General features: G+C 58.9%; 22 protein-coding genes and 1 tRNA gene. 2 read left to right on the top strand and 21 right to left on the bottom strand.

Annotation, left to right across the window (positions count from 1 at the left end):
- The first annotated feature begins 9 nt into the window (after positions 1 to 9).
- Positions 10 to 1,206 carry an amino acid aminotransferase gene (locus FB481_RS04130; RefSeq protein ID WP_147175169.1) on the top strand — a complete coding sequence of 399 codons (1,197 nt, stop codon included), beginning with the start codon at positions 10 to 12 and terminating at the stop codon, positions 1,204 to 1,206.
- Positions 1,207 to 1,271: 65 nt separating this feature from the next.
- Positions 1,272 to 1,347 (top strand) — tRNA-Asn (locus FB481_RS04125).
- A 346-nt stretch (positions 1,348 to 1,693) separates the two neighbouring features.
- Here the strand turns inward: FB481_RS04125 and FB481_RS04120 are convergent.
- The 21 genes from FB481_RS04120 to flgL form a co-directional block, all read right to left on the bottom strand.
- Positions 1,694 to 3,097, bottom strand: coding sequence for a sigma-54 dependent transcriptional regulator (locus tag FB481_RS04120; RefSeq protein ID WP_147175168.1), 1,404 nt, complete (start codon positions 3,095 to 3,097; stop codon positions 1,694 to 1,696).
- 3 nt (positions 3,098 to 3,100) lie between these two features.
- Positions 3,101 to 4,306, bottom strand: a complete 1,206-nt coding sequence (locus FB481_RS04115) for a PAS domain-containing sensor histidine kinase (protein ID WP_147175167.1) — start codon at positions 4,304 to 4,306, stop codon at positions 3,101 to 3,103.
- A gap of 213 nt (positions 4,307 to 4,519) precedes the next feature.
- Positions 4,520 to 5,992, bottom strand: a complete 1,473-nt coding sequence (locus tag FB481_RS04110) for a sigma-54 dependent transcriptional regulator (protein ID WP_147175166.1) — start codon at positions 5,990 to 5,992, stop codon at positions 4,520 to 4,522.
- Between the two features lie 211 nt (positions 5,993 to 6,203).
- Complete coding sequence (locus tag FB481_RS04105) at positions 6,204 to 6,500, bottom strand: flagellar protein FliT (RefSeq protein ID WP_075931053.1); 297 nt, start codon at positions 6,498 to 6,500, stop codon at positions 6,204 to 6,206.
- A 28-nt stretch (positions 6,501 to 6,528) separates the two neighbouring features.
- Positions 6,529 to 6,906: a flagellar export chaperone FliS gene (fliS, locus tag FB481_RS04100; protein WP_147175284.1), complete on the bottom strand. Its 378-nt coding sequence runs from the start codon at positions 6,904 to 6,906 to the stop codon at positions 6,529 to 6,531.
- A gap of 129 nt (positions 6,907 to 7,035) precedes the next feature.
- Positions 7,036 to 7,428 (bottom strand): flagellar export chaperone FliS, encoded by a 393-nt coding sequence (gene fliS / locus FB481_RS04095; protein WP_147175165.1) that lies wholly within the window; start codon positions 7,426 to 7,428, stop codon positions 7,036 to 7,038.
- Positions 7,425 to 8,837, bottom strand: coding sequence for a flagellar filament capping protein FliD (gene fliD, locus FB481_RS04090; RefSeq protein ID WP_178109832.1), 1,413 nt, complete (start codon positions 8,835 to 8,837; stop codon positions 7,425 to 7,427). Before fliD ends, fliS (FB481_RS04095) begins: the two co-directional genes overlap by 4 nt.
- A gap of 79 nt (positions 8,838 to 8,916) precedes the next feature.
- Entirely contained in the window at positions 8,917 to 9,297 is a 381-nt protein-coding gene (locus FB481_RS04085; protein ID WP_147175164.1) for a flagellar protein FlaG, read from the bottom strand.
- 79 nt (positions 9,298 to 9,376) lie between these two features.
- A complete protein-coding gene (locus FB481_RS04080; protein ID WP_147175163.1) occupies positions 9,377 to 10,537 on the bottom strand; it encodes a flagellin in 1,161 nt (386 codons plus the stop codon).
- A gap of 254 nt (positions 10,538 to 10,791) precedes the next feature.
- Positions 10,792 to 15,960 carry a glycosyltransferase gene (locus FB481_RS04075; protein ID WP_147175162.1) on the bottom strand — a complete coding sequence of 1,723 codons (5,169 nt, stop codon included), beginning with the start codon at positions 15,958 to 15,960 and terminating at the stop codon, positions 10,792 to 10,794.
- Positions 15,961 to 16,051: 91 nt separating this feature from the next.
- Positions 16,052 to 16,789 (bottom strand): cephalosporin hydroxylase family protein, encoded by a 738-nt coding sequence (locus FB481_RS04070; RefSeq protein WP_147175161.1) that lies wholly within the window; start codon positions 16,787 to 16,789, stop codon positions 16,052 to 16,054.
- Positions 16,782 to 17,501, bottom strand: a complete 720-nt coding sequence (locus tag FB481_RS04065) for a WbqC family protein (protein ID WP_147175160.1) — start codon at positions 17,499 to 17,501, stop codon at positions 16,782 to 16,784. Before FB481_RS04065 ends, FB481_RS04070 begins: the two co-directional genes overlap by 8 nt.
- Positions 17,498 to 18,010, bottom strand: a complete 513-nt coding sequence (locus FB481_RS04060) for a GNAT family N-acetyltransferase (RefSeq protein ID WP_178109831.1) — start codon at positions 18,008 to 18,010, stop codon at positions 17,498 to 17,500. The genes FB481_RS04065 and FB481_RS04060 overlap by 4 nt, the downstream gene beginning before the upstream one ends.
- A gap of 7 nt (positions 18,011 to 18,017) precedes the next feature.
- Entirely contained in the window at positions 18,018 to 19,181 is a 1,164-nt protein-coding gene (locus FB481_RS04055) for a class I SAM-dependent methyltransferase (protein WP_147175158.1), read from the bottom strand.
- The gene (locus tag FB481_RS04050; RefSeq protein WP_147175157.1) at positions 19,178 to 20,032 is read right to left on the bottom strand and encodes a phytanoyl-CoA dioxygenase family protein; all 855 of its coding nucleotides are present in this window, start codon (positions 20,030 to 20,032) and stop codon (positions 19,178 to 19,180) included. The genes FB481_RS04055 and FB481_RS04050 overlap by 4 nt, the downstream gene beginning before the upstream one ends.
- Positions 20,032 to 21,159 carry a DegT/DnrJ/EryC1/StrS aminotransferase family protein gene (locus FB481_RS04045; protein ID WP_147175156.1) on the bottom strand — a complete coding sequence of 376 codons (1,128 nt, stop codon included), beginning with the start codon at positions 21,157 to 21,159 and terminating at the stop codon, positions 20,032 to 20,034. The genes FB481_RS04050 and FB481_RS04045 overlap by 1 nt, the downstream gene beginning before the upstream one ends.
- Positions 21,156 to 22,379: a class I SAM-dependent methyltransferase gene (locus tag FB481_RS04040; protein WP_147175155.1), complete on the bottom strand. Its 1,224-nt coding sequence runs from the start codon at positions 22,377 to 22,379 to the stop codon at positions 21,156 to 21,158. Before FB481_RS04040 ends, FB481_RS04045 begins: the two co-directional genes overlap by 4 nt.
- Positions 22,376 to 22,936 (bottom strand): dTDP-4-dehydrorhamnose 3,5-epimerase family protein, encoded by a 561-nt coding sequence (locus FB481_RS04035; protein ID WP_147175154.1) that lies wholly within the window; start codon positions 22,934 to 22,936, stop codon positions 22,376 to 22,378. The genes FB481_RS04040 and FB481_RS04035 overlap by 4 nt, the downstream gene beginning before the upstream one ends.
- Positions 22,933 to 24,015 (bottom strand): CDP-glucose 4,6-dehydratase, encoded by a 1,083-nt coding sequence (gene rfbG / locus FB481_RS04030; RefSeq protein ID WP_178109830.1) that lies wholly within the window; start codon positions 24,013 to 24,015, stop codon positions 22,933 to 22,935. Before rfbG ends, FB481_RS04035 begins: the two co-directional genes overlap by 4 nt.
- Positions 23,997 to 24,767 carry a glucose-1-phosphate cytidylyltransferase gene (gene rfbF / locus FB481_RS04025; RefSeq protein ID WP_147175153.1) on the bottom strand — a complete coding sequence of 257 codons (771 nt, stop codon included), beginning with the start codon at positions 24,765 to 24,767 and terminating at the stop codon, positions 23,997 to 23,999. The genes rfbG and rfbF overlap by 19 nt, the downstream gene beginning before the upstream one ends.
- A 590-nt stretch (positions 24,768 to 25,357) precedes the next feature.
- A complete protein-coding gene (flgL, locus tag FB481_RS04020) occupies positions 25,358 to 26,602 on the bottom strand; it encodes a flagellar hook-associated protein FlgL (RefSeq protein ID WP_147175152.1) in 1,245 nt (414 codons plus the stop codon).
- Positions 26,603 to 26,646 lie beyond the last annotated feature (44 nt).

Genomic DNA, 26,646 nt, shown 5'->3' with positions numbered 1-26,646 from the left:
GCCGCCCCCATGAGTCTGTTCTCCGCCGTCGAAATGGCTCCGCGCGATCCCATCCTGGGCCTCAACGAAGCATTCAACGCCGATAAACGCCCTGACAAGGTCAACCTTGGCGTGGGTGTCTACACCAACGAAGAAGGTCGCATCCCGCTGCTGCGCGCCGTGGTCGAAGCCGAAGCGGCCTTGACCGCCGCTCGCGCGCCACGTGGCTACCTGCCGATCGAAGGCATCGCCGCTTACGATCAGGCCGTGCAGAAGCTGCTGCTGGGCAACGACTCGCCGCTGATCCAGCAAGGCCGCGTGATCACCACCCAGGCCATCGGCGGCACTGGCGCGCTGAAGACCGGCGCGGATTTCCTCAAGCGCCTGCTGCCCGACGCCACCGTGGCGATCAGCGACCCGAGCTGGGAGAACCATCGCGCACTGTTCGAAGCCGCCGGTTTCCCGGTGCGCAACTACCGCTACTACGACGCCTTCAGCAACGGCGTGAACCGTGGCGGCCTGCTCGAAGACCTGAAGAACCTGCCGGCGCGCTCCATCGTCGTGTTGCACGCCTGCTGCCACAACCCGACCGGCGTCGACCTGACTCCAGAAGACTGGCAGGCGGTGCTGGAAATCGTGCGCGAACGCGAGCATGTGCCCTTCCTCGACATCGCCTACCAGGGTTTTGGCGACGGTATTGAAGAAGACGCCGCGGCGGTACGTTTGTTCGCCCAATCTGGCCTGACCTTCTTCGTCTCCAGCTCGTTCTCCAAGTCGTTCTCGCTGTACGGCGAGCGCGTCGGCGCCCTGACCATCGTGGTCGGAGACCAGGAAGAAGGCAGCCGCGTGCTGTCCCAGGTCAAGCGCGTGATCCGCACCAACTACTCCAACCCGCCGACCCATGGCGCCAGCGTGGTTGCAGCCGTGCTCAACAACCCAGAACTGCGCGTGATGTGGGAAACCGAGCTGGGCGAGATGCGCGATCGTATCCGCACCATGCGCCTGGCCATGGTCGAGCAGCTGGCAGCACTGAACGCCAAGCGCGACTTCGGCTTCGTCGCCGAACAGCGCGGGATGTTCTCCTACTCGGGCCTGACCACCGAACAGGTCGAGCGCCTGCGCAGCGAATTCGGCATCTACGCCGTGGGCACCGGCCGCATCTGCGTGGCCGCCCTGAACACGCGCAACCTGCCGGTCGTAACCAAGGCCATCGCCGCCATTCTGTAAGTTGCGAGGGGAAGTCGGCAGATGCTTGACTTCCCCTTCGTAATCAGTAGGATACGCGTCGTTGTTCCGCGATAGCTCAGTCGGTAGAGCAAATGACTGTTAATCATTGGGTCCCTGGTTCGAGTCCAGGTCGCGGAGCCAAATTCGAGAAACCCGGCCTTTATGCCGGGTTTTTTATTGCCTGCCGGACTCTCACCAGGGACTGCGTCCCAGGTTATTCGCTTCGCTCCCTCCTACGGGGCCGCGCTGAAGCGCGTTCAGCTGCGCTGTCGAGTCCAGGTCGCGGAGCCAAATTCAAGAAACCCGGTCATTAGGCCGGGTTTTTTATTGGCTGTCGGAAAGTGTGCGGTTCGTAGGGTGGGTTAGCGCCGCTGGCCAGAAGCCTGGCGAACGCTACTTACTCGGAGCGGTGCGTAACCCACCGCGCGATCACAAGGCCTATAAAACTTACCGGGTATCGCTTCGCTCAACCCGGGCTACCCCAGGTTTAGCTGGCGTACAGATAAGCCTCGACATCCATCCCGGCATCACGCATCTGCGCCAGCTTGTAGCGCAAAGTACGCGGGCTGATGCCCAGTCGCTCGGCGGCCTCTTTGCGACGCCCACGCTCGGCACGTAGGATATCGATGATCACCTGATATTCCCTGCGCCGTAGATCCTCGCCCAAGGCGCCATCCGTCACGCTTGCGTCCGGCATGACCGGCAGCGGTGCGCTCTGTACCACCGCCAATTGCGGCGCAGGAACTGCCTGTGCGAACCCGATAGGCGCGTTCAGGCACAGATCATGGGGCTCGATGACGCCGTTTTGTTGAAGGATGACCGCGCGCTGAATGGCATTGTCCAGCTCACGAACGTTGCCCGGCCAAGCATGCCCCGTCAAGCAGGCGACCGCCTGGACCGAGAGCCGTAACGGCGCCAGGTTCATCTTCTTCACGTACTTGGCCAGCAGACGCTCGGCCAGGGGTAGGATATCCGCCGGGCGCTCACGTAACGGTCGCCAGGCCAGCGGGAACACCGAAAGGCGATAGAACAGATCCTCCCGGAAGCGGCCTGCCGCTACCTCTGCCGCCAAGTCACGGTTGCTGGTCGCCAGCACGCGGATATCCAGGCTGATCGGCTTACGGGCGCCGACTCGCTCGACCTCACGCTCCTGCAACACACGCAACAGCTTGGCCTGCAAGGCCAGCGGCATCTCGGAGATTTCATCGAGCAGGATGGTTCCGCCCTCGGCCAGCTCGAACTTGCCCGGCGCGCTGGCAACGGCGCCCGTGAATGCGCCCTTTTCGTGACCGAACAGGGTGGCTTCCAGCATGTTGTCCGGAATTGCCGCGCAGTTGATGGCGATGAAAGGCTCCTTGGCACGCGGAGACTGCTGATGAAGATAACGCGCCAGAACCTCCTTGCCGGTCCCCGACTCGCCGGTGATCAGCACGGTGGAGTCGCTACGGGCCACCCGCGCCGCCAACTCAAGCAGCTGCAGGCTGGCCGGCTCGCAAGCTACCGGACCGTCCTGATCCAGTTCGCTGGCCCGCCCGAGCGCATGGCGCGCCACCAGCGACAACAGGGTCTTGGGTTCGAAGGGCTTGACCAGATAGTCGACTGCACCACGGCGTATGGCGTCGACGGCACGCTCGACGGCACCGAAAGCCGTCATCAGCAGCACCGGCAACTGCGGCTGGCGTTCGCGGATTGCGCCTAGTAGTTGATGACCATCCATGCCCGGCATGTTCACGTCACTGATCACCAGCCCGAACGGTTCCTGGGCGATGGCGATCAGCGCCGCTTCGGCGCAGTCGACGGCCCGGTAATCATGGCCACCGAGCTCGAGGGTGTCGGCCAGGGCTTCGCGCAATGCGCGATCGTCTTCAACCAGCAGGACTTTGGCAGCCATGGGTCACTCCTGAATCGTGGGGTGCGCTGGGGTAATCAGCGGCAGAATCAACAAGGCACAGGTACCGCGACCCGGCCGTGAACGCAGGTGCAACTCGCCCTGGTGAGCGCGAGCGACCGCCTTGACCACGGCCAGCCCGAGGCCGGTGCCGGTAGTCTTGGTGGTGAAGAACGGCTCGCCCAGGCGCGCCAGTGTGAGGGCATCGATACCGGGGCCGTCATCGCTGATGCACAGACGCAAGGTGGATTCGCGCCTGTAGGCATGCACCTTGAGGCGCACACCCTGCCCTGTCGCCTGGATCGCGTTCTCGACCAGGTTCAGCAGCGCACCAACCAACGTGTCGCGATTACAGAGCAGCTCGCCGCCCCGAACATCGCATTGCCAGCGAACGTCGATACCTTGCAGCACCGACTCACCGGACTGCCTGAGCGCCTCGAACAGCTGAGCAGGACCGAGTCGATTCGGCAGTGGTAGCTCGCCGCGGGCGAACACCAGCATGTCGCGTACCTGATGCTCGAGTTCGTGCAGCCGCTCTTTGAGGCGCCCGGCGAAGCGCTGTTGCTGCTCGGCCGGCAGTACCTGTTCAGTCAGGTGACTGGCATACAGCAACGCCGCCGATAGCGGCGTACGCACCTGGTGAGCCAGTGACGCGACCATGCGCCCCATGGCACTCAGGCGCTCGTGTCGCGACAGCTGATCCTGCAGGCGACGGGTTTCCGTCAGGTCGGTCAGCAACACCAGCTGGCCGGGTTCGCCTTGCAGCGAGCGCGTGGATATCGACAGTCGCCGGCCATCGGCCAAAGAAATTTCATGACCGTCGTCGCGCCGCGGTGCGAAGCGCTGCGCGATCACGTCACGCCAAAGACATCCCAGAAGCGCTTCCCCAAGCATGTCCCGCGCCACAGGATTGGCTTCACGCACCACGCCATGGCCATCGATGACGACGACGCCACCGGGCAGCAGATCCAACAGGCTTTGCAGGCGGTGGGCCAACCGCTCCTTTTCGTTCAGCTCCTGCACGCGCTGCTCGCTGACTTGGGCCAGCTGTCCAGTCAGTTCATTGACGCGATTTTCCAGGAGACTGTAGGAGCTACCCAGCCGGCTCGACATCTGCTCGAACAAGGCCAGCGACTGCTCCAAATCCCCACGCTCCGCGCCTATCGGCGATGAGGTATCCAGGGAAACATGACGCTGCGGGCTTGGTTTCATTGCACTCTCTTACATGGCGGGCCGTCAGAAGGCGGTCATTTGCCAGAGAGATAGCAATACTCATGCCTTAAAATAAAACCATTTATTTTCAATCACATAGGATTTTAATGAGTAGCAAGTCGTCAATTGACTGACTGCAAGAGCGTTAAGGCTCGGGGGGGGGGGGGGGACAGGTGGGCTATGGCCCACCTTAAGAGATTTAGGCCAGACGATTCAGTCGTCGCCCATCTCGTCTTCGCGACGGCTCATGCCGTACTTGCGCATCTTCTCGACCAGCGTGGTGCGGCGGATGCGCAGCCGCTCAGCAGCGCGGGCCACGACACCGCCGGCATCATCGAGCGCCTGCTGGATAAGCCCCTGCTCGAGGTTGCCAAGGTAATCCTTGAGGTCCAGACCTTCGGCAGGCAGCATCGCCGCCGACAGCACGGATGGCGCAGAAGAAGTCAGCACCGCACGCTCGTCCAGCTCATCACGCAGGCTGGCCGCCAGTTGCTCGTCCTCATCATCGACGTGGCGGAATTTCTTTGGCAGCTCACCCACACCGATCACGCCGTAGGGATGCATGATCGCCATGCGCTCGACCAGGTTGGCCAGCTCACGCACGTTGCCCGCCCAGTCATGACGGCAGAGCGACATGATGGCGGCGGAGTTGAAGCGGATGGAGCCACGCTTCTCGTGCTCCATGCGCGAGATCAGCTCGTTCATCAGCAGCGGAATGTCTTCAATGCGCTCACGCAGCGGCGCCATTTCGATAGGGAACACGTTGAGGCGGTAGTACAAATCCTCACGGAAGCTGCCGCTCTCAATCATGCTCTCGAGGTTCTTGTGGGTGGCCGCGATGATGCGCACGTCGGCGTTCTGGGTCTTGTTGCTGCCCACGCGCTCGAAGGTGCGCTCCTGCAGAACTCGAAGCAACTTGACCTGCATCGGCAGCGGCATGTCGCCGATCTCGTCCAGAAACAGCGTTCCGCCATTGGCCAGCTCGAAACGCCCAGCGCGGCTGGTGATGGCGCCCGTGAACGCGCCCTTCTCATGCCCGAACAGTTCGCTTTCCAGCAGCTCGGCGGGAATGGCGCCGCAGTTGACCGGTACGAACGGCGCTTCGCGGCGCTTGGAGTGGTAATGCAGATTGCGCGCGACGACTTCCTTGCCGGTGCCCGACTCCCCGAGAATCAGCACGCTGGCCTCGGTGTCGGCCACCTGCTGCATCATCTGCCTAACATGCTGAATGGCACGACTGGTGCCTACCAGGCTACGAAACAAATTAGGTTCGCGCTGCCGACCGCGCTCCCGCGCCTGGTCATACATCTCGCGATAGACCTGGGCACGATGGAGGGAATCGAGGAGTTTGTTATAGCTGGGCGGCATTTCCAGAGTCGCCAATACCCGGCGGCGAAACTCCTCTGGCCAGTCAGTAGTGGCATGCTCATGAAGCATCAGCACCGGCAAGAACTCGTCCCAGGCGGCGAATTGCTTGAGCAGATCAAGCGCCCCCCCCTTAAGCTGCACCTCACCGAGCAGGACGCCAAGAATGCTTCTGCTGGAGTCGATTTGCTCCACAACGTCACGCCATTCGCTGCTGCCGCAAGCAAGGTGGTCTTCACCGAGAAAATTGAGAATCACCGACAGGTCACGACGACGTTCGAGGTTGTCGTCGATTAGCAGAAGCTTGGTTTCACGCCACATAGTTGTTCGGCCCAAAGATAAAAAGCCACCAGCAGCCAGAGCGCCGGCATATAGCCAGCAGTAAAGTAAATTATTGGCGCTTAGTCAATTTTATGGCGTGATTATTTAAAGGAACTTGCAATGAGGCCCCAAAGGGCGTTCGGCAACTTGGCTTAAAAGGCGTAGAGATAGAGGGCGACGCTACAGAGAACAATATCGGCTATCGAATGACTCAGCCAAACAGCTGATAAACTTTCGCACCCTGCTGCGACTGATTGAACTGAACGAGCTCGTTGGCCAAGCGCTGGCGCTCGGCCTGACACGCAGTTACCAGATCCTTATAGAGGTCCAGCAGCTCTTCCATTCGCGCCCGCAGCGCACCATCATCCTCGGCGGCATCGACCATGGCATCTTCCACAGCCTGGCGGCACTGCAGATCCAGCTCACCGATAGCCGCCCAATCCTGGGTGGACAATGCCTGACGCATAGCCGTGCCCGTATTCTGCAGACGCTGAACAGATGTATTCATTGAAAACTCCTTTCCAGCCCGCCAATCACTAGGCAATTGCATCCCAGCCGGATTTGACGTTGCGAAGCAAATCGGCGACTTCATCGAGCGGCTCGACGCTGTTCTTCAGGTTAGCCTCCAGCAAGCGGCGGCTCATGTAGTCGTAAAGGTTATCCAGATTCACAGCCAGCTCGCCACCTTCTTCGAGGTTCAAACCAGCCCGCAGACCACCAATGATGCCAATGGCCTTGCCGATCAGCTCACCCTTCATCGCGAACTGCCCACGCTCCATGGCACCACGTGCCTGGGCCAGACGAGTCAGACCACCCTCCATCAGCATCTGAATCAGACGGTGCGGGCTGGCATCTACAGCCTGCGCCTGAGTGTTGACGTTTTGATACTGACGCATAGCGGCCATGGCGTTCATGCTGATGTACTCCAGTGTAAAGCGGGAATACTTCATATATCGGCACAAGCGGCCTGAGCTTTAACGAAGATTAATAATTGACTGCGCTATGGAGAAGCGTAACAGCCATACAGACGAGAGAAACGCCGTTCATTCGCTACCAGACTCAACCTCAGGGCCAATAGCTTTCCAGGCATCACGGATCTGCGTCAGAAGCTGCTGCACCTCCTCCAATTGACGAGGCGTCTTGTCGAGCGCTACGCCAACCAAACGCCGGTTGATGTAGTCGTAGAGGTTGTCGAGGTTCTGCGCCAGCTCACCGCCGAGCTCCTTATCTAGGCTCGACTGCAACACTGCGATGATGGAAATCGTGCCGCTTACCGCTTCACCACGTAAACCGGGATTGCCCTGTTGCTGCCCCAAGATTGCCAGGGAGATTCGCTCGATGGCGCCGTCCAGAAGGAGATTAACCGCTTGATAAGGTGTAACCACCTGACTGGTCTTGACGCTTTTGTAGATATCGAGGGGCTGTCCATTGGCTATGTTTTTACTACGCCGGGTAATTTGGAAAGAGTATTTTGCAGCTGACTGCTGGTCCCATTCAACTGACCGACCAGAGAGTCCATTGCATTAAACTGGGCAAGCAGGCGTTTTTGCATACTTTCGACACGCAGCTTCAGAGCCTCGGTCTGTTTTTTTATGTCGGCATCGGTAGACTGCAGCGCAGACATACGCTGAGAAAGAATCCCGCCCGTCTGGCTGTATGCTGCCACCTGCCCGTCCAGACGCTTCATCAAACCGGTATCGCCCAGGAAAAACGAACCGACTGCATCGAAGTTGTCTTTTAGCGCTGCGTCGAGTTTGGTGTCTTCAATTTTCAGGGTGCCGTCTTTCTGCGTAGTGATGCCGAGATCGGCCAGCACCCTTACACCATCGCCTCCAACGGGGTTCACCAATTCATTACGAACACCGCCGACCAGATTGCGCACCGTCGAATCACCCACCAACCCTCCCACCAGCGGAGTGCCGTCCTCGCCGACTTTGGTAACCCGGGTCAGATCGTTGGTGGTATTGATCAGCTTGTTATAAGCATCGACGAATTTCTTGATACCCGCTTTGACACCAGCGTTATCCTCACCAACCTTGAGGGTCAGAGGTTTGCCATCCTCGGTTGTGGCAAGCAAATCAAAATCGACATCGGCGATGGCTCCCTTGACCGAATTGGTTGGACTGCTGAGCGCCAGACCATCAATGGAGAACTTGGCGTTAGCGGCCTGAACGATATAACCGGAAGCGGAAGCATCCGTCGCTGCGAGCGCGGTACGACCATCGACGCTCAGAGCAGCAAGGTCACCACTGCCGGAAACGATGACGTCCTTGCCGTTCCCCGTCTCGTTGCCGCTGAATACCAGTCTAGACTTGCCAGTGGCAGGATCATTGATGGTGCTGACGCTTACGCCCTTATCCTTGAGCGCGGTATTGAGCTGGTCACGAATGCTGGCCAGGTCAGAACCTGCAGTGATCCTCACATCGACAGCGGTGCCACTCTCACCAATTTTGACGCTCAATACCTCGTCACTGCCGCCACTCGTGAAAGTACCGTCGAGCGCCTTAGTTGCGACCTTGCTGGACGAAGCGAGGCTCTTCACCTCAACCTGGTAGCTGCCAGCAGATGCTGTTTTTCCGGCGGTGGCTGTTAGCGCACTGGTGTTGGAGGACGTGGCCGTGCGCTTCTCGAACAGAGCCGGGCTATTGAGATCCTTCAGCGCGGTCTGAAACTCGCCAAGCGCAGTATTCAGTTTGCCCAGACCAGTTAGTTTGACGGTAGTCGAGCTAGACAAGCGCGCCAATTGCGCTTCCTTGGGCGCCCTTTCAGCATCGACCATTGCCTTGACCAGATCACCGATCGGCAACCCTGAGTTGATGCCCGTCTGAACTCCACCAATAGCCATATTTTATACTCCGTCACGATATTGACGTTTATTTGCAAACTTATGCAGTCCTGCTCCCTAATTCAAAAATCGCGCCATCTCAGGCTTCGGCCTTGAATAGCAGACTTCGCGCCTCCTCTAGACTTTCCGCCAAGCGCAAGGCCTCTTCGGAAGGCAACTGACGAATCACATCGCCGGAGGCGCGATCAGTCACTTTGACCACAACCCTGCCACTTGAATCATCGACACTGAAGTTCAGGTCGCGCTGGATGTTCTGGACGAAACTCTGGATGGACGTGATCGCGCTGTCCACCTGCTCGTGAGTCTGCTCAGAATCTTCCGTCGACACCTTGCCCTGGCGTTGAGCAAGCTTGTCATTTACGGCCTCAGAAGAGGCACCCGCTGCCGCGTAGACACCTGACACAGGCGAACCATTAGGCTTGGTCAGAACCGGCGACAAACTGTTTACTGCGATATCCATTTCTTTTACCTCGCAAGGCAAAACGGGGAGAAGCGCTATGCACTTCCCCCCGGAGTTTAGAACAGCCTAGCCAATTGGCTTACCGCAGGAGGCTGAGTACTGCCTGTGGCAGCTGGTTGGCCTGGGACAGAATCGCAGTACCGGCCTGTTGCAGGATCTGGTTCTTGGTCAGGTTCGCAGTTTCCGCTGCGAAGTCCGTATCCTGAATCCGACCACGTGCTGCCGAAACGTTCTCTGCGATGTTCTGCAGGTTACCAATGGTGTTCTCGAAGCGGTTCTGCACAGCACCGAGGTCGGCACGTTGCTTGTCGATCGACGAGATCGCCTGGTCGATAACGATGACCGACTCCTGGGCACCTTGCACGGTGCTGACGTCGATGTTGGTCATCTCCGTTTCGGTTACAGCCGCTGCAGCGGTGTATGCACCGTTGGTGATGCCTGCCACAGTACCGCTGACGCTCAGCGCAGACAACGCGTTCGCAGTGCCGGCAGTATTCTGACCAGAAATCAGGGTAGTTTTACCTGTATCGTCGACGAACGCACCTACACCGATGTTGGCATCGTTGATGGCGGTGGCAACGGACTGACTGAACTCTTTCGCCGTGGCGCCACTGGCAACCGATACGTTGACCGAGAAAGCAGTACCGTTAACAGTGCCGGAAACGGTGACCGAGCCCGAAGCGCTGGCGGTGCCGGTAGCTGCAGCCACAGAGCCTTCGTAGTACTTGCCTTTCAGAGACGAAGTGCTCATTTCGTCGATCTTCACGCTGATGGTTTCGTTGGCGGCGCTACCGACCTGGAAGGTGGTGGTACCGAAGTTACCATCGAGCAGTTTCTTGCCACCGAAGGTGGTGGTGTTGGAGATACGGTTAAGTTCCTTCTTGAGCTCGGTCACTTCCGAGTTCAGTGCCTTACGCTCGCCTTCGCTGTTCGAGCCGTTGGCCGACTGCAGAGACAGGTCACGCATACGCTGCAGGATGGTGGTCGACTGCTGCAGGGCACCTTCAGCGGTCTGCGCCATGGAGATGCCGTCGTTGGAGTTCTTCACCGCAACGTTCAGGCCGTTGACCTGGCTGGTCAGACGGTTGGCGATTTGCAGGCCAGCCGCATCGTCCTTGGCACTGTTGATGCGCGAACCGGTCGACAGACGCTGCAGGGAGGTATTGAGCGCGTTGGACGAGGTGTTCAGGTTACGCTGAGTGTTCAACGACGCAATGTTGGTGTTTACGGTCAAAGCCATGATGTTTGTCCTCCATCGGACACTAACTGTTTGCCTGGGCTTGCGACTCTGGCCTGCAATGCTCAGGCAACATTGAGTTCGCTTTCATACTCTTTATCGACCTGACTCTGCGAAGCTTTAGGAGCGAAGTTGAATTTTTTTGCGACTCCCTTGACAACCCAGGAGCCATGATTCTTCAACCTCTTCCTGAACAGCTTATCGGCACCTGCCGCGAATCCTTGAGCCCGTCAGTAAAACCGCGCCAAAGCCTCGTCTCAGTCGGGCAGCCAGGCGCGCTGCCAGGCCACCAGGTTGTCACCCTCGAGCATCCAGTCGCGCATCACCTGCTGGTGCAATGCTTCACCGGCGCGAGCCGTCGCGTCCAGATCGGCTACATGCATTCTTATTGCATCTATCCAGTCCCGATAACGGTTCTTCACCCGCGTCACCGGCAGATCTCCCTGGTAACTGCGCACGTCACTGCACACCACGGCAAACCCACAGGCTCCGTACTCCAGCAGGCGCAGATTGCTCTTGCACTCGTTGAACAGGTTTTCCTCCAGTGGCGCCACCGCCAGGTCTAGGTTCAACGCTGCCAATGCCCGCGGATAGACACTGATATCGACACCCTCGTGAACCTCCTTGACAGCAGGCCGCAGCTTGTCGGGGCACATGCCCATGAACACCCAGTCGACTTCATCGGCCAGGGCCAGCACGACATCAGCAATCATTTCCAGATCGCCGGTGTGCCCAATGCCCCCTGCCCAGCCAACCCTGGGTTTCTGCGAACGGTTTCGTTTGGCGGCGAGCCCTTTCCACCAGGCAGGCGGCAAACAGTTCTCGATCACCCGGATATCATCGTGCAAGCCGCTGCAAGCATCGGCCAGGGCCTGCGTCGACACGACAAAACGGTCCACGTACCCCAAGCCGCGACGCATAGACTTCAGGATGTCCTTGGGCATCTGCGCACGGTGGACGCTTTTTACCGGCAGATTAGGCAGGTAGTCATCGAGTTCGTAGACCTTGAACGCACGCGAAAAAGCCTGCATACGACGCATCGCATCGAAGCGATCATCGCCGATCTGCTTCTGCAAAATGATCACATCCGGGTCGTAGCGCTCCAGATCCGTCACATGCATGAGCCCCGGGGATAGCCCGCCATCGATCAACCCGGCCTGTTGCAAGGCGCTAAATGGCTGAATCACTCGATAGTGCCCAGAGCCGTAGTTGTCAGACGGATGGGCCAGCACAGTGGGTACCGGCTTCCATGACGACAGGGGGCGCCATGACAACGCCGTGTCGGCCAGCTTGAAGCCCCCCGGCTGCGAGAGTGAGAAGTTCGGGTTGTAGGCGGGATCGCGTGCCAGCACCGGCAGCCATTTTGCATACAGAGCGTCATGCTCGGCGGTAGTGCCCCGGGTGATATCTACCGGGTCAAACATCACTTGGGAGAACGGTGTCCACACGGTCAGATAACCTGCCTGGCGCGCCTTCAGGCAGAGGTCGACACCTGCATAGCGCCACGGCATGCCCTCCTCGCTCAGCCCACCCAACTGCAGAAACACGGCCTTGGCAACCAGCAGGCACTCATGCCCAACGGCGCTGCTGTTCTGCACCACCTGCAGGCGCTGCATATAACCAGGCGCATCCAGGGGCTCACCGACATAGGGCCGCCCCACCGGACCCTCAAGCCCAAGGATCAGGCTGGCCCGAGCGATTTTCCCGTCTGCTGACAGCAGCTTGGCGCCGACGCAGGCCACCTCCGGACGTTGTGCGTGATTGACCAGCTCGTCCAACCAGTCCTCGCTGATCGCAGCCGTATCGGCCGACAGCAACAGCAGGTAATCCCCATGCGCCTGCTCAGCGGCCTGATTGAGCAGCGCCTGAGGCGCCAGCACCTCCTGCCCAGCAGGCAGTACCCGAATACGCGCCTCGCCAAGCGAGGCCAGCGCACTGAGCCAGGCACCGACCTCATCAGCCTGCAGAGAGCTCTGAATCAGCAGCAACTCGTAATTTGCGTATCGGGTATTTTCGAGAATGCTTTCCACACAACGCTGCAGATACTCAAGGCGCTCCCCGGGAACAATCAGAAAGGAAACCAGCGGAGTTTGTCCATGCCCATAGTCGATCTGGTAGCGACCGGGCTTGCTGGAGCTGACCAAGGCATTCTGATACCCGCGCTGCTGCAGATGCTGAGTAATCGCCCGTTGCTCGGCAGCGTTGTCGGCAAGTGCAGGAGCCTCCGTGATCACCAAGGGTTCAGCCACGTGACCGAGGCCATCGAGACCGCCTTCATTGATCAACCTGAGAATAAGCTCGAACTCTGCCGCTTGCTCGAAGGCAGGGTCGAAACCGCCGGTAGCCACTACCACGTCTCGGCGGAACAGCCAGTGTCTGGTCATTCCCGCCGGGAAACTCAGCAGATAGTCGAGATTGAAGGCCGGGCGCAAAGCCGCGGCCAACTGCCCGTCCTGGCGGAACATCTCATCGCAGTAGATCGCACGGCAATCCGGCGCGGTCAGCAGCTCCAGCCCCGCCATCATCAGACCCGACGGGGTTAGCTCGTCCCCTGCCTGCACAAGCAAGCACCAATCAAAGGTGGCGTCACGCAGAAGCGCATTTAGCGGAGCGATATAATCATCGTTCGCCAATGTTATCGCCTGGCAAGACATTGCGCTCTGCGCGACATCCGTCAGCGCTGTGAGCACGAAGGCAGAGAGCTTTTCATAGTTCTGGTGCGCGCGTGCCAGGGAACCAAGGGTCAGTGTCAGCCCCGCCTGGTCACCCTGAAGATCGAGTATCACGACCGCCAGCTGCGGGGCCGTGGCACCCTGAAGGCGCTCAGCAACGTGCTCTCTCTGTGGTGGGGTGAGGCTGCGTCTATCCAGCCAAGCTCCCATGCTCGGCGCAGAACGCCCCTCCTCAACCGTGATGCCGAAACGCTGCAAAACTACCGATCGTTCGGCGCAGACGGCACTGTTATCGCCAATGCCATGGCGCCGATACATCTCTTGGTACAGGGGGCCAAAGTTCTTCTGCTCACGACCAAGCATATGATCGCTGCCCGTGTTCGGCGCGTCGCGTAGATGTACCTCTGCACTGACTAGAGGAACATGCACGAACTGATAACGTGCTGCCAGGCGCAACAGCATGTCCCAGTCCTCGAATGCGCTAAGCCCGGTATCGAAGTTCCCCACGGCGGCCAGCATGGTGCGCGGATGCGCCCAGGTATTGACCGGGATGTAGTTCTGCACGAACAGAAGATCGCGGTCAAATGCCTCATGTTTGAATGGTTGACTACGGCCCAGCTCGATGCGCTGTCCGCTTTCCACCTTTTCGTTGACGTATTCCACGCCGGTATAGACGACACTGTCCGGATGCTGTTCGAGGGTCTTGGCCAGCACCGCCAGGTGATTGGGCAAATAGATGTCGTCGTCGTCGAGATAAACCACATAGCGCCCACGCGCCAGAGTGAGACCGGCATTACGTGCCGCTGACAGGCCCTGGTTACGGCCCTGACGGACATAGGTGATGGGAAAGGCGTAATCCGCCAGCAGATGCTCGACCGGCTCACCGTTGTCGTTGATCAGAATTACTTCAAAATCGCGCAGGGTCTGGCTGCCAACACTGGACAAGGCGTCCTTGAGCAGATCGGGGCGGTTGTAGGTGGTGAGGATGATAGAGAACAGCGGCTCGTATGCGCGTCCCGCCAACCGCTCCAGCTCGGAAAGGTTGTGAGCAATACCCTCCCCCAATGCACTCGCTTGGTAGGCAACATGCAGCGCCGCCGCATGTTCGCCCAGCGCCTGTAAGGTCTGCGACACTCGCCAGCAGGCTTGTGCCTGGCCGCTCGATCCGGCATCTAGATCCGGGAACAACCGGTTCACCGGATAACGGGCAAAGGCATCTAGGATGACCTTGCCCTCGAACGCCTTGGTCTTGGCACTGGACAGGCTTTCATCGTGCTGTCGCCAGTGACAAACAATCGCATCGACCTTCTTGAAGCCTGCAGTGTCGGCTAGGCGAGTCCATATCTGATAGTCATGGCAGCGCGTGAAAGCGAGGTCGTAACCACCATAGGTCTCATACAAAGACCGTCGTACAGCTGTGCCAGGATTCGGCAGGCAATTACCTTGGATCAACAACGGCAGCAACGATTGCCCCTGGTAATCGGGGTAATTGGTCCGCAGCGCCTGCCTCTGACCGCGCAGGTCATCGAAAATTTCCAGATCGCCATAGAACACGTCGCAATCAGGGTTCGCCATAATGCCGCGGCGTATTTCGCTCAAGGCTCTCTTGGCTTGCCGGTCGTCACTGTCGATCCACACCACGAACTGCCCGCGTGCCTCGGCAAGACCACGGTTGCGTGCCGATGCACCACCACCGTGTTTGTTATGCAGCAGGCGGATCCTCGGATCATGAATAGTACGGATGACCTCGACGGAACGGTCGGTAGAACCGTCATCGACCACGATCAGCTCGAAATCGCCGTCATCCTGCGTCAGCACCGAATCGATCGCTTCGCGCACGTAACGCTCACGGTTGTAGACCGGCATGATCACGCTGAAGAACGGCGCGGGCGTATCCGTCTGAACGGCTGTGATCGGCTCGACCTTCGCGGGTGTGAAGATGGAGAAACGATTATTCAGCCAGGTCAAGGTATCGCTGATCAGCTGCGGCTTGGCTGCCGGAGCGATATCGCGATGAGAACAGATACTTTCGGTAAAGAAAGCCGCCAATTCCTCGTATTGAGGTGCGATACGCTTGCCGGTGATGCGCTCCATCATGGTCGACGTGCGCTTACTGATCTCCCGTCGAATGTACAACGGCCGTTCTATACGAGCGAAAGGGCCATGCGCCGCAAGGTGGCAGAGGAAAACCAGGTCCGCACTGACGATAGGGCGAAACGGCAAGTCGACAAACTTGCGTCGGATGATCTGGTTGATGGCCTCGCAACGATCCAATGCATTGAGCATCTTGATGAACCGCACGGGAGGCGTCAGCGGCTCCTGAAACACATAGTTGCCGCCATTGGTGTGCCCAAGCACCTGATTGTGCTCGTTAATCCACTGGGTCTGGCTGTAGACCAGACTCAGGCCGGAATCGGCCTCCATCCGAGAACAGGCTTCCTGCAGAAACTCGGGATGCAGCATGTCGTGGCCACCCAGCCACATGAAGAGCTCAGACTCGGTGTTGTCAAAGCAGTACTTGAAGTTCGCGGTAGCCCCAAGGTTGCTCTCATGACGGGCGTAGTGAAAGCGCGCATCGCGTGCACAGAAATCACGACAAACCCGCTCCGTCTCATCCGTGGACGCGTTATCGGCGATCAGAACCTGAAAGTCCGAATAGGTTTGCGCAGCCACGGACTCAAGGGTCTGGAGGATGTAAGGTCCCTCGTTGTAGACCGGTATCGTGACGACGATTTTATGTTCCAGCTTTGGCATGGGCTTCCCCGCGACCACAATGGTGATGTACGCAGCAAAGCACTGTCGGCCTGCTGGCGGAATGCTTGATGGCGTTATCTTGCCAACCGTCTCAACCTAAACAGCGCAGATATCCATCTGGCGCCACTGTGATGAGCAGTTTGTTGACCAAGCGTTGATCGACCTCGAATCGATCATTGCCCTGGAGAAACTCTCTGACAGCCGTTTTCGGGTTATTACCAACTCCCCAGGGGCGATCTGACGTCTGCAGGTCCTCGGGCATGTCCTCGATCAGCGTGTCATATACCACCAAATAACTTCCCGGGGTCACAAGTGGGGAGTAGGCGCGCAGCTCATCGAGCACGTGAGCATGAGTATGGTTGGAATCAAGAATGACCAACACCCGCTCTTTACCATGCGCATGTTCGATAACCTGGCGAACCGTTTCCGGGTCAATGGACGACCCCTGGAGCATCTTCAGGCGCTTGCTCATCGGGTGACTTTCGATCTCCGCACGGTTGTGCTCGCGGATGTCGATGTCGATTCCCAGGACATAACCGTCGCCGCCGACCAGCTCCAGCAGGGAGGCGTAATAGAGCGCCGAGCCACCATGGGCAATACCGGTCTCGATGATCAGATCCGGTTTGATCTGCCAGATCAATTCCTGCATCGCCATCATGTCCTGCGGAAACTGGATGATCGGTCGCCCCATCCAGCGGAAGTTATAGGCGTACTTGTGCCGGGTGATCTCACGCAGCCAGATACGCGAAAGCGCCTGCACATCATGATCGTTGTGCAAGCCTTCGATATTGGCCTCTACCTCGGCCGCAAAACGCTCTAGCTCATTCATCTTTCAGGAACTCCCGCCAAGATACTGTACTGGATTGAATCAGCCCGCGGCCCTCTCGCCCACAGTTGGCGAGCAGATCAAGGCTGGACACAAAGGGGGTGAAGGCACCATGCAACTGCGCATAGGGAGTCTTGCTGTAATTCATGTAGCGAACCTCGATCCCCGCACGCTCAAACGCACGATGATCCAGGTAATTGCGGGCACCCAGGCCTGTGACGTAGGTATCGCCGCCTAAGGCCTGGACAATATTCAGGACACGCTGGCTACCGGAACCACCGACACCCAGCTCACCGACGTGTATGAAGCGGGTCTTCTGCCCGATGCTGAAATAATCGCACAGTGCCCGCAGCGATCGGTCGCTTAGACTGGCAATGGTATCGCAGGGGGTATCGTAGACATCGGCCAGCAGCGCAAGCATATCGTCACGACACGGGGCATCGGCGTAGGCCCGACGCATAAGTTCCTGGTGCCGGGCACGCCAGTCGTTACGCGTATCTAGGCGCACGTCCTCGATGCGCTGCCCCAACTCCAGCCCGGACAGCGGAGCCGTCAGCCAACGTACACCAGTAGCGGTCTTGACCTGCACACGGTTAGTGAAACTACCCTTAGAAAATTGCACGTCGTTGTAGTGAACAAACACGTCCGCCAGACACACCTGCTCAAGGAACCCTGGCCAGGGGAAGAACATGGCCTGGGAAATCACCACCCTCATGGTTCGAGCAACCTTTCCATCAGGAGCACGTCCCGGTAATTACCGTTCTGGAAGACATGCGCCTGCAGGCGTCCGACCTCCCGGTAGCCCACGCGGCGATAGAACTCGGCTGCACCCTGCTCCGCCAACACCTGCAGGATGATCTTGCGCAGTGCGAACACACGCTGCGCATAACCCTCCAGCAGCTGCAGCGCTGCGCGGCCGACACCTCTACCTCTTGCTGCTGGCGCGAGACAGATACCCAGCTCGGCCGTGCCATGCAGTACGCGCATGTTCACCAGTTGAACATAGCCCAGGCACTGCCCGGTATCCCGCTCGGCGATCACGAAGAAAAGCGCCTGCTCCTGATCACTCTTGTCGATGAGCCAGCGCCGTACACGCTCCAGCGAGCTGGGTCGGGCCTGAGCCAGCAGCAGATCCTGCAACGCCAGATCGTTACGCAGCTCGCACAGCGTATTCAGATCAGCCTCTCGCCAGGCGCGCAACTCGATACCTTGTCCTTCAAGCATGGGCACCTCAGAGGAAGAAACAGCGCAGCGCGCGTGACTGGAAGGCCGTAACCTCGGCGATGATCCGCTCGGCATGTGCGGGATTGAGCCCCACCAGCAAGGTATCGATCTCCAGTGGAAGGTCTATTGGAGCCACCACGAGTTTGCCGAAAAAGCTTCGCCCCTGAAGGAAGGGATTCTGGTCGACGAAGCACGCGACCCTGTCTGCACTGCCGAGGCAGGCGGTGATGAACGAGCCATAGAAACCGGCACCATAGACCGCCAACGGGCGATCTTCAGGCTGTTCTGCAACGAAAGCCTGCACGCGATCAGCAGCCCCTTGCCAGAACTCGGCGATGCGCTGCAGCGCTTGCACGTGTTGCGCCACCCGTTGCGCGTCAGGCCTGCGTTCAGTCACGTCAGTGAGCGGGCGCCGAGCCAAAACGACGAATGCCCCACGGTGGCTGGAACTGTCAATCAGATCCACCTCGAAGCCTGCTCGCTGCAGGACATGAGTCAGCGATAGCTCAGTGAAATGATTGACGTGATCCACGACGATGAAATCGGCGATGTTGGTCTCGACGTTCGGCACGATGCAGTAGAAATGCCCGCCCGGCCGCACCAGGCGGTAGATTGCCTGCAGGGCTTCGAGTGGCCGGACGATATGCTCCAATGCGAAGAAAGACGTCACCAGATCGAAGCTGTCGAGCCACTGCGCATTCGGTTCGAAGGTAGCGCAACGCGATTCGGGCAAAAAGCGCGCCCAGAAACGGCGGTAGTTTTCGCTTACGTCAAAAAGGTGTATCTGCAAGTCACCACGCGCCTTGAGCAAGGCCTGCATGGTCGAACTCTTGGCACAGCCATAATCCAGCACGCGCGCAGCCTGGGGCAGCGGCAGCATGTTCAGGAGTACGTGCAGTTGATGTTCGGTGCGGTAAAGCGGCTTGCCGTCTTTCACCTCATAGACCTGATCCTCATCCTCGCTGTTGGAAAGGATGTTGTACTGCTCGGCGTAGTACTGCTCGACCTGAGCCATCTCATCGGTCTGCAAGTGCGAGCAATTGCGGCACGCCCAAACCCGCGTCGATGAAGGATAGGTTCCGCCGAGGGATGTCAGTGCCAACCCGGACTGCATTTCGTAAAGCAGGTGCAGATCGCTTCCCTCACATACCTGGCAACGGGTCAGTGTCATTCGGCCTCCTGCACGATGAAAAGCTCGGGATGGACCGTGCGAAAATCCACGCCCGCAGCATAGGAGCCCTTCCAGCCGTGCGCCCGCCCGGTGGGTTCGCTGAAATTGAAATAACGCAGTTGCATCGACCAGCGCGAGCGTTGCGCGCGGTTGTAGCCAGAGGCATGCAGCACAAGGAAATCCACCACGACCAGATCTCCTGGCCTGGTCAGTGGGGCGATCTGGACGAAGGGACCGATGCGTTCCGCCTCCTGGTGCAGCACCAGCGCGTAAGCCGCGCTGCGCCCACCTTCGTTTTGACTGGTCACAGGGATGGGGCCGAGGTGATGCGACCCCAGACAGAAACGCACCGGCCCCATTTCCTCACTCACCGCGAGCAGCGGACTCCAATAAACCAGTCCATCGAGGCTGCGTAGCTGGGCCGGGTACTCCTGGTGCCAGTGCGCGCGAAAGCGATCCTCGCCCGGATTGTCGATACGAATGCCATAGCCACCCGCGGCAACCCCGGGGATCGACTCGGTGCCACGCAGTTCGCGGAGCAACAGATCGTGTCCAGGATGCGCAACCAGACGAACGAACGCCGGGATCTGCTTGACCGCGTCATAGACCTCGCCGCCATAGGCGCGATTGGTCGCGATCAGGGCCTGGTAGCCACTGTCGAACGTTTCAGCAGAAAAAGGGGCACGTTCGACGGCCACGTGGTACTTGTCCAGCACCAGGCCGATGATGTCGTAGATACTGCGCTGGATCGGGACAATATCCTTCTCGAGATCGTAAAACCCCGGAATCACCAGCACACCATCACGCTCGAAGGCGCGAAGCTGACTTTCGCTGAGCAAGGGCGGACTCATCAGGCGCTCTCCGTCTTACCGCGTACGGCAGCTACGACCGTGGCGATGACATGCTGCTGATCCTCCACGCTCAACTCGTGATAGCTGGGCAGGTTTAACGCACGGCCGGCTAGGTCGTGGGCAATCGGTGTCGGTCGATTGGCCAACCCGGCGAAGACCGGCGTATCGCTGAGTGGTTGGAAGAAGATTCGTGCATCGATACCCGCCTGACGCATGCACTCGAGCAGCGCCGGCATGCTCACCTGACAGTCTGGCGGCAGCACCAGGGTTGGCATCCAGTAACTGTTGCGACAACCCTCGGGTTGCGGATTCATGCGGGCACCTGGCAGCTCGCGGATCAGTTCTTGGTAACGCGCGAAAATCTCGCGCTTACGCTCTACCAGCTCCTCGATGCGCTCCAGCTGAGCGCACCCCAATGCCGCCTGCAGGTTGGACATCTTGTACTTGTGGCCCAGCTCCGAGGGCCAGAACTGGCGCATATCGCCCGCAGCTCGCCCATGGTTGTTCAGTTGTTCCACACGGCGGATAAGCTCGGCATCGTTACTGGCGAGCATGCCACCCTCGCCAGTGGTCACGACCTTGGTGCCATGGAAGGAAAACACCGAAAACGTCGAGAGACTGCCAGCCATGCGTCCCTTGTAAACAGATCCCAATGCTTCGGCGGCATCTTCGATCAACGCCAGCCCGTGGGCATCGGCAGTGACGCGCAGCTCCTCCAGCGCCGCCAGGTTGCCGTAGAGATGCACGGCAATGATGGCACGCGTTCGAGGCGTGATAGCAGCACGCACGGCGTTGGGATCCAGGCACCAGCTATCGGCGAGCACATCGACGACCACGGGGGTCGCACCGACATAGAAAATCGGCGCGGCAGAAGCGATCCAGTTGGTGTCGGCCAGAATCACCTCATCGCCTGGGCCGATATCCAATGCACGCAGCCCCAAGTGCAATGCCCCCGTGCAACTGGACGTGGCGACCGCATGGGCAACGCCCAGGTAACCGGCAAAATCGCGCTGCAGACGATAGATGTAGTCGTAACACCGTCCGCCCCAGCCATTGCGTACCGCATCGGTGACGTAATCGAGTTCAAGCTCACCGACGCTGGGTTTGGTGTAGTGGATTCGCTTCATAGGATGCGCAGCTCCGGTATCGCGACGACGAACCGACCGCCCCAGGCCGCAATGCCGGCCTGCTGCCGGGTAACTTCGTCCAGCAGGTTCCATGGCAGAACCAGAAGAAAATCGGGCTGCTCTTCATAAATACGTGAAGGAGACACCACGGGGATTCGGCTACCCGGCAGGAACTTACCTTGCTTGTGCGGGCTGATGTCCGCCACCCAGGACAGCAGATCCTCACGCACGCCCGCGTAATTGAGCAACGTGTTGCCCTTCGCTGCTGCTCCATAGGCAGCTACCCGCTTACCGCTCTTGCGGCACTGTACGAGGAAGTCCAGCAGGTCGTGTTTTATGCGATGTGCCGCCGGAGCGAGGCTGGCATAGTAATCCGAGCGGGTCACCCCCACGTCTCGCTCATGCGACAACAACCGGGCGGCCTCCTCGCTGGCCGGACGCACGGCCGACTCAAGCTGCGCGAAAACACGCAACGAACCACCATGTGTGGACAGCTCTTCCACATCGAAGATGGCCAAACCGTTGCGCTGGCAGAGCACCTGCACAGCCGACAGCGAAAGGTAGGAATAATGCTCGTGGTACAGCGTGTCGAACTGATGGTTTTCCATCAGCTTGAACAGATGCGGGAACTCGAAGGTCACCACCCCAGTCGCCTTGAGCAGGCGGGAAAATCCCTGCAGGAAATCGTTGATGTCGGGAACATGAGCCAGGACATTGTTGGCCACCATCAGGTCAGCAGCCCATCCCTGCTCACGTAGCTGATCGGCTGCACTTGTGCCGAAGAAACACTCACGGATGTCCAAGCCTCGCGCTCGTGCGGCAGCCGCGGTACTGGCAGTCGGCTCAATCCCTAGACAGGGAATACCCGCGGCTGCGACGTACTGCAACAGGTAACCGTCGTTGGCAGCGACCTCAATGACTCGGCTATCGGCGTCCAGCCCGAACCGCTCGATCATTGCCTCGACATAGCGCTGCGTGTGCTCGAGCCAACTGCTCGAATAAGAGCTGAAATAGGCATAGGTCGGATCAAACAGGGTATCCGCAGCCCGGTAATCTTCGGTCTGCACCAGCCAGCAGGTCTCACAGACCAGTACACGCAGCGGTACCCAGGACTCGGCCTGGTCGAGCTGCTCAGCACTGAGATAGGCATTGGAAGGCGGCGCCGTACCAAGGTCGACCAGAGAAAGGTTTAAGGGCGTGCCACAACCACGGCATTTCATACTTCGACTCCTTCGAAGCGCTCATCGAGCGGCGCGTGTCCAGCGTCGCGATCGGACAGGTTGCGAACTGGTAACGGCCACTGGATGGCCAGACGGGCGTCATGAGCCGACATGCCCCCCTCGTGATTGGGGGTGTAGTCAGCACTGTGCAGATAGAGCAATTCAGCATCATCGGTCAGCGCCTGAAATCCGTGGGCGAAGCCCGGTGGAATCAGCAGCGCACTGGCGCACCCTTCCTCAAGACGCTCGGCATGCCAGTGCAGGAAGGTCGGTGAGCCACGGCGCACATCCACCACGACATCCCAGACACTGCCACGCAGGCAACTGATCAGCTTGCTTTCCGCATGTGGTGGGAACTGGAAGTGCAGTCCGCGAACGGTGCCACGCTCACGAGTCAGCGAAAGATTGATCTGGCGAACAGAGAATGCCACGCCGTTATCCGCCAGAAATCCCTCGCAGAACAGCCGGGTAAAGCAGCCTCGCGCATCTTCATGGGCTCGCTGGCGCAGCAGTCGCAAACCGGGCAACGGCAGGTCGATCAATTGCAACGCGCTCACGCAGCCTCCCAATGATCGGTGATCTGTTGCAGAGAGAAGGCCTGCATGTCGGCACCTTGCCGCCAGGCCAGGTGCCAGGCCAGGGTTTGTTCCAGACACTGGCGCAGGTTCCAGCTCGGCTGCCAATTCAGCCGTTGCCGGGCTTTGCTGCTGTCCAGGCGCAGCAGGCCGGCTTCATGCAACTGAGCGGACTGCAGACTGAAGCCTGGCGCGTCTGGCCAGATGCTGGCCATAGCAGCGACCAGGTCGACGACACTGCAGCACTCTGCGTCCGCGGGGCCGAAGTTCCAGGCGTCCTGATAAAGAGGTCCATGCTGGTAAAGTCCCTGCGCCAGTTGCAAGTAGCCTGTGAGTGGCTCCAGTACGTGCTGCCATGGACGCACTGCCTCAGGGTAGCGCAAAACCACGGGCTGGCCCGCATCCCACGCGCCTAGGATATCGGGCACCAGTCGATCAGGTGCGAAATCGCCCCCCCCCAGCACATTGCCGGCACGGGCGGTCGCCATAGCCAAGCCATGTTGATCATGCCGGGCAGGTGGAAAATAGGACGCGGCAAAGGACTGTACCAGCAGCTCACAACAGGCCTTGCTGCTGCTATATGGATCATGCCCGCCAAGCGCCTCGTTCTCTCGGTAGGGCCAGGCCCACTCCTGATTGGCATAGACCTTGTCGGTGGTCACGACCACGCAAGATCTGACGCCGCCTACCCGACGTACCGCTTCGAGCAGATTCAGAGTACCCATCACGTTACTTGCGTAGGTACCCAGCGGGTCATCGTAGCCACGCCGAACCAGCGCTTGCGCCGCCAGATGCAGCACGATTTCGGGCTTCACCTCGTTCACCACGGCTTGCAATGCACCCAGGTCACGCAGGTCGCCATGACGGCCATCGATGACCTGATCGACCCCCACAATCTGGCTGAGACAAGGTGTAGCGTCAGATGGCAGTGCATACCCGGTCACCTGCGCGCCCCAGCGACTGAGTTTCAAGGCAAGCCAGCTGCCTTTGAAACCGGTGTGTCCGGTCAGCAGCACACGCTTGCCGCACCAGAAGGCGGGACTCAGTTCCACACCCGCCATGGCGCCTCCCCGCTGTACCACAGGTCGTTCAGCTGATTCTTGTCACGCAGCGTATCCATGGCCTGCCAGAAGCCGCGATGGCGGAACGCCATGAGCTGGTTCTGCTCGGCAAGTTGCGTCAGCGGTTCGCCCTCCCAGCTGCTCTGATCACCGTCGATGTAGTCGGTGACCGAAGGGTTGAGCACGAAGAATCCGCCATTGATCCAGGCACCGTCACCTGCGGGCTTCTCCTGGAAGGCCCCGACCCGGTCGCCTTCCATGTTCAGGGCGCCATAACGACCGGGCGGCTGGATGGCAGTGACAGTTGCCGGTTTACCGTGGGCCTTGTGAAAGTCGATCAGCGCGCGGATATCAACATCGGCCACACCATCGCCGTAGGTAAAACAAAAAGGCTCATCACCCAGATGCTCACGCACCCTACGCAGCCGCCCGCCGGTCAGGGTGTCCTCGCCAGTATTGACTAACGTGACCCGCCAGGGCTCCACATAGCGCTGATGCACTTCCATGGAGTTCTTCGACAGATCGAAGGTCACGTCGGACATGTGCAGGAAATAGTTGGCGAAGTACTCCTTGATCACATAGCCCTTGTAGCCCAGACAGATGACGAAGTCCTGGATGCCATGGTGGGAATAGATCTTCATGATGTGCCAGAGAATGGGCTTGCCACCGATTTCGATCATCGGTTTGGGGCGCAGGTGAGACTCTTCGCTGATACGCGTGCCCAGCCCACCGGCAAGAATGACCGCCTTCATCACGAATTCCTCATACCCAAATAGTGATAAATTGCCAATTAATCGGCATTTTTATTGTATGGATAGACATGCAGCAAGAAGTGGGCCGCATAGCTGGCAGTCCCCCAGCGAAAAGCTGATTGATCTTTTCGAAAGGACAGGTCAATTCGCGTCAATGCCGGCAGTAAAAGCTCATTAGCTGACAAGCCTCGCCTAACCGCTGACGTGCGATTGGTCCTGATGAGAGAAGAGCTCGTCTGAGCAATACAACATTGAGGCAAAAATCGGCTACGCCAATTCGCTGATTCGCATCCCACGTGCCTAAGCTCTATACCCCAATACCGGATCAGAGCTTGATCGGCACCCTGCTCGCATTCGCCATTGTGAGCTACGAGCCGAATAGTTGCTATGGGCATATGATTACCGAGAAAAGGTTCCCCATGCTCAATATGCAATTGCAAAGCAATCTTGCCCCTCTGGGGCAACGAACAGACCGATACTTGCGCTTTTTTGGCGATGATATTACCCCAGCCATGAGCCCGGCAGTTGCATGGGTAATGATAGATACTTCATGCCTTGCACCGGACATGTAGCTAGAAAAGCCAGTAAAGTTACAGCTTATTAAACAAATTCAGACTACTAATTTTCACGTAGCTCTGCTGCGCAGCCTCAAGAATGAGTGTTTGGAACGATAGGCGAGAAAGCGCTTCGGGGTAGTCCAATTCACGTAGCTGCGCCTGGACCGATTTGTTAGCGAGGGCGGTATCTTCGTTACTGGTCAAAGTACTGTCGATAATGTTTCGACGCGCACCAATCTCGCCCCGCGTGCCGTCGACCGTAACGCTGGCACGCGACAGGTTGGTCATCGCTTGCGCCACGGCATCACGGACCTGAAGGTTGCCCTCTGGCGTAGCTGGTGATTCCTCGAGCGATCTACGCAGGCTGGCGATGGTATCGAGGGCGCCTTGCTTCTGTCTGTTGGGATCTGACGTAACGGTTACTGTGTCGCCTGCAGCGGGTGCTCCATCGAAGTTGATCACCACGCCACGAAATACTAGCTTGTCGCTAGCGTCAGGGTCGTCGTCCATGGCACCAGTGGCAAGTGCCGGCGTGGTGGTTCCGGCTGCAAATACTTCGTAGCTGTTGGCATCGGGGTTGCCGAAGACGATATCAACGCCGGCATCCGGAAATCGGGGCGTACCATTGAATGCCACTTCATCCTGAACCAGCGGCGTGGAGGCACGCAGGGTAGACCCAGGCTGGGCCGCAAAAGCCGCATTCAGGCGACCGGCATTGATAACGTCCTGAAATACCTTCTTGCCGTTGTCACTGATCGGCACGCTGAGTGAGCTGGCAATTTCCAGCTTGCGCTGCCCTTCGTCACCCTGATAGCTGTATGTGCCATCGGCATTACGAACGAAAGGTTCGGCCTTACCTTGAAATCCCGAGAAAAGGTATTCGCCGCGGGCGTTCTTGGTATTCATGAGGCCGAGCAGTTCGTCTTCACGTTCACGTAATTCCGCAGCAATAGCTTTGCGCTGCTCGGGAGCCAATGCTCCATTACCGGCAGTAACAGCAAGTTCCTGCACACGGTCAAGTACAGTATTTACCGACTGCAAAACGCTTTCTTCCTGAACGAGGCTGTTATCTGCCGCATTCAGATTTTCCTTATATTGGGTCAAAACATTCTGCTGCTGCTCAAGCTGCAGCAGACGCACCGACGCAACCGGGTCATCGGCCGGCGTGAGGATCCGATTGCCGGTGCTGATCTGTTCCTGGGTACGGATGGTACTGGCATAGTTGCGCTGCAGGCCTTGAACGCCATTGTTGAACGCCTGGATAGTGGAAATACGCATAGCTGCCTCATCTTCTCTAGCGGTAACTGACACTTACCAGAGCC

This window comes from Pseudomonas sp. AG1028 (genome assembly GCF_007993955.1).
In the GTDB taxonomy this organism is placed as follows: Bacteria; Pseudomonadota; Gammaproteobacteria; order Pseudomonadales; family Pseudomonadaceae; genus Aquipseudomonas; species Aquipseudomonas straminea.
Note: the sequence above shows the minus strand (reverse complement) of the source record. Positions and strands in the feature narration are given on the sequence as shown.